Consider the following 14,598-nt stretch of genomic DNA (forward strand, 5'->3'; position numbering starts at 1 on the left):
CTTTTTTTATATTCCTCTTAAAGAACGCTCCTTAACTCAAAAACAAATCCCGCTGCAAAGACGCCCCCGGCTTGCAGGCATAATCTGAAAAGTCCGTTATACCTTGGTGTTGCAACACTTCCTCATCAATAAAGAACCGACCGGTACATTCTTTGGCGTCCCTAGTGAGTATTTCATAACACGCATCGGCCATAATAGCTGGGTGCCGGGAGTGCTCCATAATTGTTTTGCCGTTCTTCATGTGGGATATCGCCGATGTAGCAATCGTGGTTTTCGGCCATAAAGAATTGGCTGCAATACCATACTCTTTAAGCTCATTGGCAAACGTCATGGTCATCATCGACATTCCATACTTCGAACTGGTATAAGCGCCGTAATTCTTAAACCACTGCGGGCTTAAATCAATGGGTGGAGAAAGAGTCACTATGTGCGGATTTGAAGCTTTGCGTAAATACGGCAGGCAAGCTTGGGTGAGCAGGTAAGTACCACGGACATTAATCGAAAACATCAGATCAAAACGCTTGCTGGGTGTATTTTCCATGTTCTGTAGGTGAATACTACTGGCATTATTGATAACGACATCTATACCACCTGTTTGCTCGACAGCCTGCTCTACGGCGCTGACAATGGCCGCCTCATCGCGAATATCCAATACAACAGGGATCGCCTTCCCCTGCCCTGCCTGATTGATCTCTTCTGCTGCGGTATAAATGGTTCCAGGTAATGTGGGGTGAGGCTCGGTGGTTTTAGCGGCAATAATCACTGTTGCCCCTTCTTGTGCACAGCGCTTGGCTATCGCGAAACCAATCCCCCTTGAGCCTCCGCTGATAAATACCGTTTTGCCAGATAACGAGCTTAACTGCTCAGTAAGTGGTTCACTGTTATTCTCTTCACCCGCTTTTACCTTAGGCATAGAGATAGTGTTTACCATCACTTCCAATTGGTTTATTGCCCTTCTTGCTTTGTCAAAAAAATTACCCATTACCTTCAATCCTTTAGGCTTATGTTCAATCAAGTATAGAGTAATTATTCAACTTGCAAGCAAAGAAAAGCTGGAACATGAATGCTCTGCGACATCCATCATTCCAGCCCTTAAACTGACATTCTAGTGACTATTTCGTATCAGGTTGGACGGTTGGGTCTGTATCTGAAAGTTCTACCCCTGTTTTGTCAGCTTCTGTATCTCCTACTCCCTCCTGGGGCATTTTCATCCAGGTGGTGAATAACTCATACCAAATCGCAAGGATAACGGCGCCTAGGAACAGCCCGATAATACCGGCAGAGATCATACCGCCAATGGCACCTATCAATATAACAGGCATGGGGATTTCGACTCCCCGTCCCATCAGCATAGGCTTCAAGATGTTATCTGAAAGCCCTGCTAAAAGAACCCACACGGTAAATATCGTCGCAGGGGTAGTATCCATATACGAGAACACATAGATAATAACAGGCAAAACAATCAGCAATGCTGGTAACTGGGCAATGGCAAGAATAAAGACGACAAAGGTGATAAGCCCAGCAGCCGGGATCTTAAATACAAACATGGCTGCACCAATCAAGATTGACTGGATAAAGGCAACACCCACTACGCCGAGCAACACACTACGGATAGTCGCAGCGATCAAACCTGCCCACTCTTCCCCATGCTTACCTACAACACGGACTGAAATCTGCTTCACTGCGGTTGCCATTGATTCAGAGTGAGCCATAAAACCAGCGGCAATCAACAACGAAATAATGAACATAACCACAGTTGCTAAACCACTGCCCAACGCGCCAGCAAATGCCGACACAGCCGCCTTAACCTCTTCTGAGTACTTCATCAACGCGGATTCCATATTGGTGGCAAACAAAGCCCAGGTGCTATATAGCTTTTCACCCACCATAGGAATTTCAGCCACCCTCGCTGGCGGCCCTGGTAGCTTGACGGTTTCGCTTTGAAGGAAATTGGTCAGAGCAACCACACCATCAAAAACAGACCCCATAACAATCACCAGTGGGACCACTAGAATAGCAATGCCAATCAATGCCAAGACAGTGGCTGACAACCCTCGTCGCCCTTTCATCACCCCTTCTAACTTCAATGTTAGTGGCATCAAGGCTACCGCAATGATTGCGCCCCACAGAACCGGGATAACAAATGGTTTGATAATGTCGTACGTCCATACCAGCAGAATGACTAACAAGCCAATCCGGATAAATGACTCCAACATGTTATTGACAAATATCTTGCTCTTGTACTTTTCAAGTTGTTTATCCATCGTTGTTTTCCTGACTGTTTTGGCTAGCGCCGACCAGGCTGGCTACAACAATTGCCATATAGAACACACCAGCAATCGCTTCCAAATACACAATGACCTGAGCAACGGGAGAGATTGGGCTCATATCGCCGTAGCCCAATGTGGTTAAGGTGACAAAACTGAAATAAGCAGCATTGGAGAAGTTATCTCCCCAGTCTTTGGCCTCCAAACCAGTGAAGGACTCAGGGGAAAATTCCAATATCAACAGATAAGCGATGGCCCACATCAACCCAAGCAATAAGAACAGCGCCAATGAGCCAACGACCTTGTTGTTATCAATGGTCCCGGTGAACAAAATTTGCCGCATGATCGATTTGAACGTGCCGAAAAAGAAAGTCAGCATCAATACCAACATCGCGATATCGACTTGCTTGAACGCAAAGAGCTCCTTAATCACTATCAGCCCTACCCACGCGATAACAAGACTTATCAGAAACCGGTACCACCCTGAATCAAACCGCAAACTAACCAGGCAGACGACAAACGTCAGCAAGGTGATCCCTTGCATGATCTTATCCAACCAAGTGACATGGAGCACTTGATCCAATGAGGAGCTCACCAGCAAAATAATCAATGCGATGGTAAGGTAGTAAAAGTTATTTTGTTCGGTGATTTTCTTACCCATTTCCCCATCCCGCCACGTAATGAAATATCAAGTTATTGAGTTTGTTCTGACTCTGAGCTTTGCTGCTCTTCCATCACCATAATCGACGCCGTCATACCAAAGCGTAAACTCACGCCGTCAGGTAATGAAGCCAAGGTGATTTTTACCGGTATTCGCTGGGCAAGCCGAATCCATTGAAAAACCGGGTTAACGCTCGGCAATAAGTTATAGCCCACCGCACCATTTTGCGGGGCGATACCCCATCCGACAGAATCAACCACAGCTTCGATGGGTTGCTCCGGATAGGCCATCAAGGTCACCTTGGCTTCATCCCCAATTTTGATATTGGCCAGTTGGTTCTCCCTGAAATAGCCAAAGACCCAGAAGCTGTTAACATCCACCAGCGCTAGCAAGGGTTGGTTGGCTACCGCTTGGGTCCCTTCACGAATATCCAGATTGGAAACATAGCCATCGACCGAGGCAAAGACTTGGGTAAATTCCATATTCAATTTCGCGGCTTCCAGCTTTTGCTCAGACACCTTTATCTGGATCAACGACTCCTCATAGGAAATCTGGCGGCGGGTAATGTCTTTTAGCGACACAGCTCCCCTGTCTTTGCGTTGAATATCAAGCAACCTGTCCAGCTCTATCTTCTTGCCTTTGGAACTTATTTTGGCCCGCTCTAAGGATGATTCTGCCTGTGATAGTGTGTTCTCATAGGTCGTTGGATCAATTTGAAATAGCAGCTCGCCTTTTCGAACAAACTGGTTATCAACCACCGCTACGTAAACCACCGGTCCAGAAACCCGCGGGGCAACTTTGATAATATTGGCCCTAACCTGTCCGTTACGGGTCCATGGGTTATCAAAATACTCTTGGTATTTTTGGTAACCGAAGTAAATGGCTCCACCAATGATGATGAGGTTAAGCGCAATCACGAATAGCTTTTTTATACTCTTCATTGGCACACCTAAAACTGGATAAAGTAAGCATCTATCGCCACGGTATAGAGCACCGTAATAGCAATGAATGTCATCGATGGATACGCAATCAACCTTGATAAGCGGGTCTTATTCAAAATCACCACAGTTATCCAAGTCGCTATTACCGACAAGATGATGACAAGCAAAAAGGGTGAGTAATACACGTCTCCCCAGGACAGTTCGTGTGGTACTTCCATTTATGGACCTCCTGGGTAACTTTGCTTGGCCGGGTCAATAGGCTCACCAAAAGGCGACTTCGCCTTGGGCACCTCGCTTGGCGCTAAAACCGGCAACTGCGTTTCTTCGAGCATCTCCCCCCAATCACTGCGGCTCTCCATCTGTGAACGAATTGCATCATTGAGGTATGAGCGCCCTGTCTCCGCCTCCCAGCCTCCACCCAATGACTTGTAAAGCGCCACTACTTGATTGGCGACATTCCCTTTCACAACTGCATAGGCATCCTCGCTTCTGGTCATCTTCTCTAGCGAGTTGAGCAAGCGCTCGAAGCTGATTTGGCCATTTTCATACTGGGTCAAAGAGATGTTGTAGGCCCGTACAGAAGCATCTACAGAACGAAAGGCCAACTTCTTCTGAACTTGGTTGAGCCGGTATGATTCCAAGGCGTTAGTGACTTCTTGTACTGCTAGCAGCACTTGTTTGTTGTAATTGGTTAGTGTCTCTTGAAAGCGTGCGTCTTGGGCACGGATAGAACTTTCTACCCGGCCGTATTGGAAGATGTTCCAGGAAAATGATGGGCCAAGCGTTAAGTTTAGTGAGTCACTGAAACTAAAGTCGTTACCGGCCGGTACGGTGCTGTTAAGGCCAATAACCCCAAACAAGGAAAACTGCGGGTAGAGATCAGCTTCTGCTATCCCGATTTGACTACTTTGGGCATGAGCCTGAAGCTCTGCAAGCTGCAAGTCTGGACGGCGCAGCACCAGCCCAGCTTCAATCTGGGTGCTGATAGGAACGGTTGCCGGGATCAGTGAATACTGATCGTAATCGCTGGTCAATCGGCTACTGCGAGTCCCTTCGTATTTGTTATCAAAGGCTTTTACCTTGGCATTGACCCAAGGGCTGTCTAACAGCACCATGGCTTGTTCAGGCAAAATCCCAAGCAGCACAGCTATCGCATTGCGCGATTGCATCATGCCTATTTTCAAACTCGGCAACGCCGATTCGGTGTTATATAGCTGGGTTCTAGCCTGCTGCACATCGAGCTCGGTCACATCCCCTGATTCGTACTGGATCTCGGTGATCCTCTCTACCCGGCGCTGGATCTCAATATTGCGCTCAGACAACAGTACCCTCTCCTGAAATGTCCTGTAATTGATATAGTTACGGGCAACTTCCGAGGTGATCGTCACCAGAATATCATGATAGGACGCAATAGAGGCGTACAAGGTCGCTTCGGCTGATTCGACACCCAGCGCATAACGCCCCCATACATCCAGCTCCCAGGCAGCATCGAAACTCAATGAAGCGTTATCGAAGGTGTTTTCGTTTTGATAGATTTTCGCCACACTGCCCGACACATTCTGTCGTTGAGGGAATTGGAACGACTCAGCGACACCAACAGCCGTCCTCGCCTGTAAGATACGTAGCCCAGCAGCTTCCAAATCCAGATTCTGCTGGCTGGCTTTCTCCACCAACTCATTGAGCACAGGATCATTGAACTGCTGCCACCAGCGTGCTGTTTTAGTTTTGCTCCGATCAAGGTCCCATGTTGTCCATGACGTAGGCAAGGTAGCCGGTGCGACACCTTCAAATTTCGGGCCCAGCACTGTACAGCCTGACATGACAAGCAAGGACATAACTGTTATACAAACGCTGATCTTACTTCCCACGCATCGCCCCCTAAAACCGCTTCATCTGCAGTTCGCCCCAAGCAACCTCATCACTCACCTGCTTGCATTGGAGCAATGATTCAAAAATATTTTTCTTCAAGTTTAGGAATATGTAGAAACCCGCAATGTCTGAATTTGAATACTTCTCTAACTCGAGATGTGAAAAGTATTCATCCAGCTTTGCTTCCAAAGCTTGATAGTCTTGTTTCAAATGCTCGCTGTTTAGCGCTTCAACACCAGAAGAATCTAGCTGCCACAATGCCTGCGACAATGCTGGGACCACCGTATCCCGGTTACCTTGTTTGGCCTCGACAAGGAGCGGATTATCATCCAACTTCTTGCGAGCCTTAATGAACGTCATTAAGTGATGGTGAAACAAGTCGCACTGTTCGATATAACTGCCAAGCTGTTCGCCGGTCACTGACGGGTATGGGTCTGTTTTGAACTTGGATCCCCACACCTGCATTTTTTTTAGTGCAACAACCATGGTGGTGATCCGCCAGACCAGCTGTAGCTTTTGCCACAGCGATAACTTGTCGGCCTGCAACAACCGGATCACTCCTGTCGCATGGCGGAAAAAACGCTCTCGGAATACCAGCAGCAGATGTTCGGGGCGACTTGAGAATGGCAGGTAATACGAAATCACCACAGACAAAACGGTCATATAGAACAAGGTGACAATCGTCAGGGTGATACCGAAGTGATAAACCATGTTGTTGTCTATACCGAGGGTAAACATGCCTAATAAAAAGAAGATAGTTACTGGGCCTTTGAGCACATAGAACCCAACAAAGGTATAGGTGAAAATGAATACCGCCAGCTCTGCTCCCAGCGTCAATTGCGGCAACAGAAATACATAGGCAGGAACAGAGAAGACAAACCCCAACGTAAACAGAATGAACAGCATGACTGGGTGGAAAGGCAGGAAAGAGAGGATCGAGACAAACAAGGTACTGAAGATAACGAAGTTATAGCCGCCGGGCGGATTAAACTGAATCCAAAATGTACCAGCAACCCAAAATGTTACGAACACTTTTACAGCCGATTTAGCATTTTCGGCATCCCACCAGTTAAAATTTGGCTTACATTTTAATGGCGGTAAATCAAAACCCACATTACCGGTTAGTGAATCAATACTGCTAATACAGCTTTCAAGCTTGGTCAATCGCTCCCTGAGTTGGTTAAATAGATAACCCGATGATAATGCTTCACCACGGTATAAATGCCCTTCCTGTTTCAGTTTCTCACCATCATATTCGACATCCCCCAGAGGTTGAGGAGCATGGGCATCTTGCTTTTCCCAAGCATCTGGCAACCTGTCAAATAGCTGGATCACTTCTGATCGAAGCTCATCAAAGTTACGCAGGTAATCAACCGGATGCCCTCCGGATCGTGAATGATCTTTCGCCGCGAACAGAAGTATTTCCGTGATCTGGCTAAATAAAGCGACTGTGCCATCCCACTCTTTTTTATAAGCCGAGATCTCACTGCACTCACTGTTGAGAGCCTGATACCTGGTTTCAAAGGCCTGCTGGGCAGCAAACAATGCCTTGCTCAGTTCAGCTAAGGTCGGAGGGACTTCTTCTTCTACCTCACTCTTTCGCTCTTGATCAGAAGCATCATCAATCTGCGCTGTCTCTTCTAGATCGTCTGCATTCAGCTCCTGTTGCGGCTCCTGAGGCTCCTGAGGTTGCTGGGGCGGTAAGCTCATCGCTTCAAATAGCGCCCTTTGTGCTGAAGCTAAATTATCGCCAAGTTGCCGCAGGTTCTGCTCAACCTTTGGCGGGAATAAAAACACGCCAACGAGGGTATACACAACAACACCAAATACCGTCATAAAAGTGCGATCTAAACCATAGAGAAACGCCCCTTCGGGATCACCACCGTTGTACATCATGAGGATCATGACGCCGGTCAGCATAAATAGAGTTGGATCGTTAAGGTAGGCAGAACGGATATAGAAGACAACCACAATCACCAAGGAGACCGCCAACATATACAGCAATCGGTCTTGGGCAAATAATCCAACTAATATCAGTCCGATGATGCCGCCAGCGATAGTACCTAACACTCGTAGCGTGCCTTTTGCCAGTGATTCTCGGCGGCTGCCAGTAGAGGCAATAAGCATGACTGTTGTTGCCGCCGTTGAGGGTTGCGTCCATCCCAACGCCATGGGAATCATATACGCGAGGGTCAGGCTGACGGCAACCCTAAATGCAAATTTGAACTTGTCATTGAGGCAAAAGGGAACCAGCCAGTTTCTCAATTGGAAAACCGACAACCTATCTCTGATGCGAAGTATTTGAGTATTGGTAGTGCTCAAGCTGCGCCCCTAGAATGCGCCCTGTAAGGACGGTTATGCCCCTATTGGCATAATTAATAATCCTAGGAGGTTTTTGATAAAGCGCAGCAAATTTTTGTCTTATCTATCGAACTGTTAGCCCTCTAAAACAGTTCGTGCAGCATTGAGACTCCACTCATAACTGAGTCAACTCATTGGGTTCGGCAAATAAGAAACGCGGTGAGTGCTGTTCAAGCTCAGCTTTTGAGCCATAGCCCCACAAAACCCCTGCAGACTCCAGACCATTGCGGTGAGCAGCGGTTAGGTCTACATAGCGATCACCAATCATCAATGACTTATCTGAGATCACTCCTTTCTGTTTTAACGCCTGAAGCTGTTGCCACTTTTCGATCCCGACGTCACCACCATCAACAAATTCAAAATGATCATGCAAATCAAACAACGCTAGGATCTGACTGGCAAAATCGGCTCGCTTGGAGGTACACACACCCAGTCGGTATTTACCCTGTTGTTTCAACTTATCGAGAGATTCCCTAATTCCTGCATACAAGTGATTCTCCGCGTAACCGATTTCTGCATATCGCTGACGGTAGGTATCCACTAGGTCAAGGATCAATGAAGATTGGCGGGATTCAACAAGCTCTATAAAGGTTTGGTCAAGAGGCGGCCCTATGTATCGGGCGATTTCCTCTTCACTACGAGTGTTATAACCATGCGCAGCTAAAGCGTGGTTCATTGAGCGTACTATTCCCAGCTTGGGATCGCTGATAGTACCGTCCAAGTCAAATATGAGTGTCTCGTATTTCATTCTCTCTTCCCTGTGTTATATGTAAATAGATCCCCAGATACAAAAAGCCCCAGTGAAAGACTGGGGCTCAAAATTAACTACTTGTTATCGACGACTCATCTATCGGCTCTTCCACCAGTGGCGGTTGCTGCAGTGCGTTCACCGCATTAAGCAACAATTTTACTGCAGGAAGCATACGGCTCTCGTCGATATCAAAGTCACCGTTATGGTGCCCTGCAGTTAGGTCAGAGCCGACAAGACAATAAATCGCCTTACCGCCACGGGACTGCACTCGATCAACTAAATAGCCGGCATCTTCACTGGCACCGAAATCTTTTTCTCGAACCACTTCACTAAAGCCACTTTCCAGGCCAATACATTCAAGCAGTTCGACAAGTTCAGCGTCGTTTTCCAGCCCGATCGCTTCACCCTGAGCACACAGTTTTACTTTCACTCCGTGCATCATGGCTGCCGCCTCGGCAATATTCTCGACCTGCTGGAACATATATGAGTTCAAAGCGCGGTTCTCGCCGCGGGTTTCTCCCAGTAGGACTGCACTGGCAGGGATCACATTTCGCCCGTCCCCTGCATGCATCTGCCCGACGTTAATACGGGTCATACCGTCACGGTGACGCGGGATCGCCAACATTTGACTGACTGCGGTACAGGCCGCTGCCAAGGCATTTTGGCCCGCATTTGGCTCGATACCGGCGTGGGCTGGTTTTCCCGTAAAGTGAAGATCAAACTTAGAGCTGCATAAAAAGTGTTGGGGATCGCAAACCAAAGTACCACTTGGCACATTCATACCGATGTGTGCGGCAAAGAAGTAATCAACATCATCCAGCCAGCCACTCTCGGCAATCGCCTTACCGGCACGACAGCCTTCTTCGGCAGGTTGGAACAGAAGCTTAATTTTACCTTTCAGTTGATGCTTGTTTTCAGCCAATACCTCTGCAATGCCCAAACCAATCGAAGCGTGGGCATCATGACCACAGGCGTGGGCAACACCAGGGGCTAGCGAAGCAAAGCCAAGGAAACGTGGTCGGTGTGCATCCTCTTCACTTTCCATAACTTCCACGGCATCAATATCAAAGCGCAGTGCAATGACTGGACCTGGCTTACCGGTATCCAATACAGCGCCAACTCCAGTGATCCCATCCATGTGGGCCAAATAGGTAATATCTGCGCCCCAGCTGATTGCTCGCTCCTGTGCTTCAGCAACCAACACTTCATCACGTCCCATAATCGAGGAGCGAAGAATGATCTCATCACTGAAGTGCAGCGAATAGCCTAAGTTTTCGAGGTGACTAGCGATTCGGCTAGTCGTGAAGAATTCCCGCCATGCGGCTTCCGGGTAGCGATGGAATTCCCGGCGATGATTCATCAAACGCTGTGACAGCGTCTGTTCATCGAATTGCAAGTTACTTGACACTAATTTGTTCCTACTATTTTTTACAAAGCCTTGGCTTTAGTAGCCAGTCAGCTCCATAAATCCTTGTCCAGTGTGACTCCCTGAAACCGTTATCGGCCCTTCCCAATAAGAGAAGATAAACGGTAGCCATTGCTCCTTTCGGACCACATCCACTTTAAGCTCAATATCTTTAGATGGCACTTTTACCTGCCACACAATCGGATACGTTTTTCCACCATAGGTCGAGAACGTTATTGGTGACAACTGAAAATCATCCGCTGATAATACTTCTGTTGTACCATCTGGCCAGCTTAGCGAGCCAAAATAATACGGTCGCACATCTTTTTCCCTGATCTGGTACAGCATTAATGCACTTCCATCATCAAGGTGGATAGAAAACCAATCCCACCCCAGCTGGGTTTCGGCAAGTCCACGGCTACTCCACTCGCGGTCATACCATGCATCACCACTCACCGTATATTGTTTACCGTCGAGTTCTAGACGCCCTTCAATATTCAAAAAAGGCGCACTGAAGTAGTAAGAGGCAATATCTTCCGTTGCATGCTTTTTACTATAGCCCTGCTCCCCCTGGAGCACGATAGCACCGGTTTGCTGGATAGCTAACTTTCCTTCCATGCCACTGGCATCTTCAAATGACAACACACCAGGAAACGGCGAATCAGAATAGGATCGCCACTCCCAGTTATCTAGCCAAGCACGATACGGGTGGCCTAATACCCCTGCTTGGCCTATGCCTCCACGAGCAAAACGCTCAGCAGACCACACTTTATCTTTACCGGTTACAACTAAGTGTGCCATGTAACGCTGTGGGCTCTCCCAACCCCGTCCTTCTTCAGTCGTCGAACGGAATCGAAACAAAGTCCACTGCAAGCCAAAATGCTCACCATCTTCAGCTTGCAAGTTTGCCGTCAGATACCACCACTCGGCACGGAAGTCCGGATGCGGTAGATGATCTCGGGGAAAATGAAACTGATAGCCCGGCTCGACAGGGGCGAATTGTGCATTATCAGGGTCCGCCATCATGGAAACAGATGGGCTATCGCTGATTTCTTCTTGATCGTAACTAAGCAGAGCCAACACTGTAGCAACAGCAATGACCGAAATAATCAAATACCAACGAGGAAAGCTCGCTCCCTTCATCAGAACGACTCCCTAAGTGACATAATTGCCGACTGTTTTACCAAGCGCCAAACAGGCCATGCACCTGCTAGCAACAACACAATTAAAGCGGACCCCAACGAGAACAGATAGTTAGTCGGGAAGTATTCTATTGGCATAGTCCAGCCAAATGAGTACTTCAAGACAACATCAATCAACAGCTGAGCCAACACCAACCCCAACGGCAAGGCAATCAAAGCTGTCAGAAGGCCAATCATGAGTAATTGGCCACCGCCCAGCAAAGCGAGCTCTCGCCCGGTCATTCCCATACACCGCAGCAGCGCAAATTGCCTCAAGCGCGATGTCTCACCCGCAACGGTAGCAAAGAATAAACCACACACCGCCACAAACAATGTCAGCTTGCCAAGTGTTGCCGTGACAATGAAGGTGCGGTCAAACACGTTCATTGCCTGCAGCATCAGCTCATTGTTATTCCTGATCCTCTCCGGTGGTAAGCGGAAGGTTTCACCAAGGGATCGGATCATCTGTGTAGACTGCGAATGGTCATTGAGGTGAATGGCTAAGCTGACTTGCCCTTTATGGGGCCAGACGGCTTTCCAACGTTTCTGCGACAAAATGATCTGACTATATGGATTGCCATAGTCATAGAATACCCCTGCCACCAGCCATTGCTTATTCAGTGGAGGTGGTAGGTCGATAATCTGCCCGGGCTTGATGTTTTGCTTCAACGCCATGGATTCACTGACCAGAATAGCTCTGTCGTGATGAAGCTTCTGCCAATATTCAGGAATCGCAACTTTTACAGCAAGTGCTTGTTTCTCATCGGCGGTACCGCCAATGCTCACTACCTGCAGGGTACCTGCTTCAGTTGGCAGCATTTTACGCCATTGCCACCATACCTGTTTCACTTCGTCTTGGTTTTCCAGCCATTGGGTCATTCTCGGAGCCATATTGACCGCTGGACGAATGTAGATATCGGCAGCCAAGCGTTGTTCTAGCCAAGTCTGAGTGGTATTCCTGAAGCTGCCGACCATGGTTTCCATACCTATGTTTGATGCCAGTGCCAGCATGAAGGCCATTGAAGCCACACCACGATAACTCAAGCTTGCTGCTGCATCAGAGAAGAACCAACGCAGACGTGCTGATCGTACAACCACACCCAGCAGTCGGAAAAGCTGCCACAGCAAAAATGGCATCGCCAATGCTGACGCAATCAAAATACAGGCGATAAGAACAAAGCCTGCTTTTTGCCCATGCGGCAGTTGATAAACGGCAATCGCAGCACCAATGAACATACATGAGAAAATCGCTTGCAAAGCAAACTCACGGCCACTGAAGCGCACTATGGACATTCGGCTTGATAGTCGGGCTGGCTGGGTGCGGATAAGCCTCACCAAAGGCCAGCCACAGGCAAGCAGGCAGCCACCGACAGCAATCAGCACTGAAGCCAGACCCCACTCCCACTGCCAACGGACAATCAGGCTGACATTGGCTCCATAGAGGTCATTGAGCGTCTCTGCGACCGATGGCAACAGCTTTTCAGCCAGTAATAAACCAAATAAGTTACCACCAACAAGGCCGACGACAATCCAAACAATGAGTTCCAGGCTCAAGGCTCGAACCAGTTGACCAGAAGATACCCCGGCCTGGCGCATTAATCCGACTAAAGGCTGACGCTGTGAGAACGACAAAGACATCGCCTGATAGAAAATAAAAAGGCCAACCACAAACGCCAACATTCCCATCGCAAACAGGTTCAGGTGGAAGGCATCTGTCAGTGGCTCAAGCCCTGCGGTTTCTTGCTTTTCAAGCTTGAGCGCAACGGGCAACTTATCTTCAAGCCGCTTGAGCGACTTAGGATCTAGGTCACCACACAAGATGGCGGTTAGCCCCGAGCCCGGTTGAAGCTGCCTTACCAAGGACATATCGGCAATTAACCTCGGCCCTTTTATCCGCTCTTCATTGACGACATGCAAAGGGCCAAGGGTTCGGCCTGAATCCAGTTTCAACATCTGGCCGTCTTTAAACCCCATATAGTTGGCGAGCTGATCACCCACTAGCACAGGATATGGCGACTCCATCAAAGACAGCATCTGCTGCTGATCGTCATTGCCCGACATGGTGTTACGGCGGAAGCTGGAAAACAACGCAACAGGATCGACACCGACAATTTCGATGCTGCGGCCGTTTTCGAGCAGAAGTCGCTGCTCTTCCAACGGAACACACTGGCTGAAACCATCTCGGCGAAGCTGGACATAAAAGCCCTGCGGTACTTTCAATGCAGGTTGACTGTGACGAATGCGATAAGGAAATGGATTAGAAAACAGGAGCTCGCCGTCACGGTAGCTTTCACGGGCTTGTTGGTTGACCCCCATTACCCCGACCAGCAAGGCAATGCCTAAGGTTAACCCCAGCCATACAAGAACAATTTGAAGAGGGTGACGCTTGTAATGTCCCCAGAGCGCTTTAGCTACGGGGCTTGACATGCAAGTGCCCTCCCTGCAGTCGAATGCAGCCATTCATATGGGCTGCAACCTGTTTACTGTGCGTCACTAATAGCAAAGTACAATCCAGTTGTTTCGTTAGGTTAGTTAACAAGTTAATCACTGCTGCTGCATTTCGCTCATCCAAACTGCCGGTTGGCTCATCAGCCAAGAGAATTTGCGGCTCCATATACAAAGCACGGGCTATTGCAGCACGTTGCTGCTGACCACCCGACATCTCTTCAGGGTAACGGCCTAACAGTGGCATCAAGTCGAGAGCGGCAATGATCTGTCGCCAAAGTGCAGGCTTTTCAGGTAACCCTTTAAGCTGGCGACAAAATCGAATGTTGTCTGCCGTTGTCAATGTCGGCAGTAGATTGAACTGTTGGAAAACCAAACCAATGTTGTTACGACGAAAAGCAGTGCGCTCACGCTCTGAAATCGTATGTATGGGCTTATCACCCAACCATACTTCTCCTGAATCGACGGTATCCAACCCTGCGATCAGGTTCAGCAAAGTACTCTTGCCAGAGCCACTTTCTCCCATTAGCGCCAGTTGTTCACCTTGCTTTAAATTCAGTTCTGCACCCTGCAACACTGAATGGTATTCATCGCCATCCATATAGCCTTTGCAAAGGTCAACCAGTCGTAACATTATTATCCCCAGAGATAGGAAGTCTTTGAACTGAAATTTACAGTAAACCAATTGTTCTATAAAGCCCTTTACGGAACATCGAT

General features: G+C 48.2%; 12 protein-coding genes. All 12 read right to left on the reverse strand.

Annotated elements, in window-relative coordinates:
* Positions 1 to 31: 31 nt before the first annotated feature.
* On the reverse strand, positions 32 to 982 hold the full coding sequence (locus ACXAD4_RS10830; protein ID WP_475241289.1) for an SDR family oxidoreductase: 951 nt from the start codon (positions 980 to 982) through the stop codon (positions 32 to 34).
* Between the two features lie 130 nt (positions 983 to 1,112).
* Positions 1,113 to 2,264: an AI-2E family transporter gene (locus tag ACXAD4_RS10835; RefSeq protein ID WP_475241291.1), complete on the reverse strand. Its 1,152-nt coding sequence runs from the start codon at positions 2,262 to 2,264 to the stop codon at positions 1,113 to 1,115.
* Positions 2,257 to 2,928: a potassium channel family protein gene (locus tag ACXAD4_RS10840; RefSeq protein WP_475241293.1), complete on the reverse strand. Its 672-nt coding sequence runs from the start codon at positions 2,926 to 2,928 to the stop codon at positions 2,257 to 2,259. Before ACXAD4_RS10840 ends, ACXAD4_RS10835 begins: the two co-directional genes overlap by 8 nt.
* A gap of 32 nt (positions 2,929 to 2,960) precedes the next feature.
* Positions 2,961 to 3,860, reverse strand: a complete 900-nt coding sequence (locus tag ACXAD4_RS10845) for an HlyD family secretion protein (protein ID WP_107298477.1) — start codon at positions 3,858 to 3,860, stop codon at positions 2,961 to 2,963.
* A gap of 17 nt (positions 3,861 to 3,877) precedes the next feature.
* The gene (locus ACXAD4_RS10850) at positions 3,878 to 4,087 is read right to left on the reverse strand and encodes a DUF1656 domain-containing protein (protein WP_222550521.1); all 210 of its coding nucleotides are present in this window, start codon (positions 4,085 to 4,087) and stop codon (positions 3,878 to 3,880) included.
* Positions 4,088 to 5,689, reverse strand: coding sequence for a TolC family protein (locus ACXAD4_RS10855; protein ID WP_475242759.1), 1,602 nt, complete (start codon positions 5,687 to 5,689; stop codon positions 4,088 to 4,090).
* A gap of 58 nt (positions 5,690 to 5,747) precedes the next feature.
* A complete protein-coding gene (locus ACXAD4_RS10860) occupies positions 5,748 to 7,919 on the reverse strand; it encodes an FUSC family protein (RefSeq protein WP_475242760.1) in 2,172 nt (723 codons plus the stop codon).
* A 295-nt stretch (positions 7,920 to 8,214) separates the two neighbouring features.
* Positions 8,215 to 8,847, reverse strand: a complete 633-nt coding sequence (locus ACXAD4_RS10865; protein ID WP_475241296.1) for an HAD family hydrolase — start codon at positions 8,845 to 8,847, stop codon at positions 8,215 to 8,217.
* A 73-nt stretch (positions 8,848 to 8,920) separates the two neighbouring features.
* Positions 8,921 to 10,258, reverse strand: coding sequence for an amidohydrolase (locus ACXAD4_RS10870; RefSeq protein ID WP_317521777.1), 1,338 nt, complete (start codon positions 10,256 to 10,258; stop codon positions 8,921 to 8,923).
* A gap of 36 nt (positions 10,259 to 10,294) precedes the next feature.
* Entirely contained in the window at positions 10,295 to 11,398 is a 1,104-nt protein-coding gene (locus ACXAD4_RS10875; RefSeq protein WP_317521778.1) for a lipocalin-like domain-containing protein, read from the reverse strand.
* The gene (locus tag ACXAD4_RS10880; protein ID WP_317521779.1) at positions 11,398 to 13,863 is read right to left on the reverse strand and encodes an ABC transporter permease; all 2,466 of its coding nucleotides are present in this window, start codon (positions 13,861 to 13,863) and stop codon (positions 11,398 to 11,400) included. The genes ACXAD4_RS10875 and ACXAD4_RS10880 overlap by 1 nt, the downstream gene beginning before the upstream one ends.
* Positions 13,844 to 14,515 carry an ABC transporter ATP-binding protein gene (locus ACXAD4_RS10885; protein WP_107298360.1) on the reverse strand — a complete coding sequence of 224 codons (672 nt, stop codon included), beginning with the start codon at positions 14,513 to 14,515 and terminating at the stop codon, positions 13,844 to 13,846. Before ACXAD4_RS10885 ends, ACXAD4_RS10880 begins: the two co-directional genes overlap by 20 nt.
* Between the last annotated feature and the right edge of the window lie 83 nt (positions 14,516 to 14,598).

The sequence above is a fragment of the Photobacterium sp. AWH4_225 genome, from assembly GCF_056158405.1.

Excerpts from the sequence above, each read along its gene's own strand:
- ACXAD4_RS10885 (WP_107298360.1), bottom strand. The coding sequence starts at position 14,515 with ATGTTACGACTGGTTGACCTTTGCAAAGGCTATATGGATGGCGATGAA.
- ACXAD4_RS10840 (WP_475241293.1), bottom strand. The coding sequence starts at position 2,928 with ATGGGTAAGAAAATCACCGAACAAAATAACTTTTACTACCTTACCATC.
- ACXAD4_RS10880 (WP_317521779.1), bottom strand. The coding sequence starts at position 13,863 with ATGTCAAGCCCCGTAGCTAAAGCGCTCTGGGGACATTACAAGCGTCAC.
- ACXAD4_RS10830 (WP_475241289.1), bottom strand. The coding sequence starts at position 982 with ATGGGTAATTTTTTTGACAAAGCAAGAAGGGCAATAAACCAATTGGAA.
- ACXAD4_RS10865 (WP_475241296.1), bottom strand. The coding sequence starts at position 8,847 with ATGAAATACGAGACACTCATATTTGACTTGGACGGTACTATCAGCGAT.
- ACXAD4_RS10850 (WP_222550521.1), bottom strand. The coding sequence starts at position 4,087 with ATGGAAGTACCACACGAACTGTCCTGGGGAGACGTGTATTACTCACCC.
- ACXAD4_RS10835 (WP_475241291.1), bottom strand. The coding sequence starts at position 2,264 with ATGGATAAACAACTTGAAAAGTACAAGAGCAAGATATTTGTCAATAAC.
- ACXAD4_RS10860 (WP_475242760.1), bottom strand. The coding sequence starts at position 7,919 with ATGATTCCCATGGCGTTGGGATGGACGCAACCCTCAACGGCGGCAACA.
- ACXAD4_RS10875 (WP_317521778.1), bottom strand. The coding sequence starts at position 11,398 with ATGAAGGGAGCGAGCTTTCCTCGTTGGTATTTGATTATTTCGGTCATT.
- ACXAD4_RS10855 (WP_475242759.1), bottom strand. The coding sequence starts at position 5,689 with ATGTCAGGCTGTACAGTGCTGGGCCCGAAATTTGAAGGTGTCGCACCG.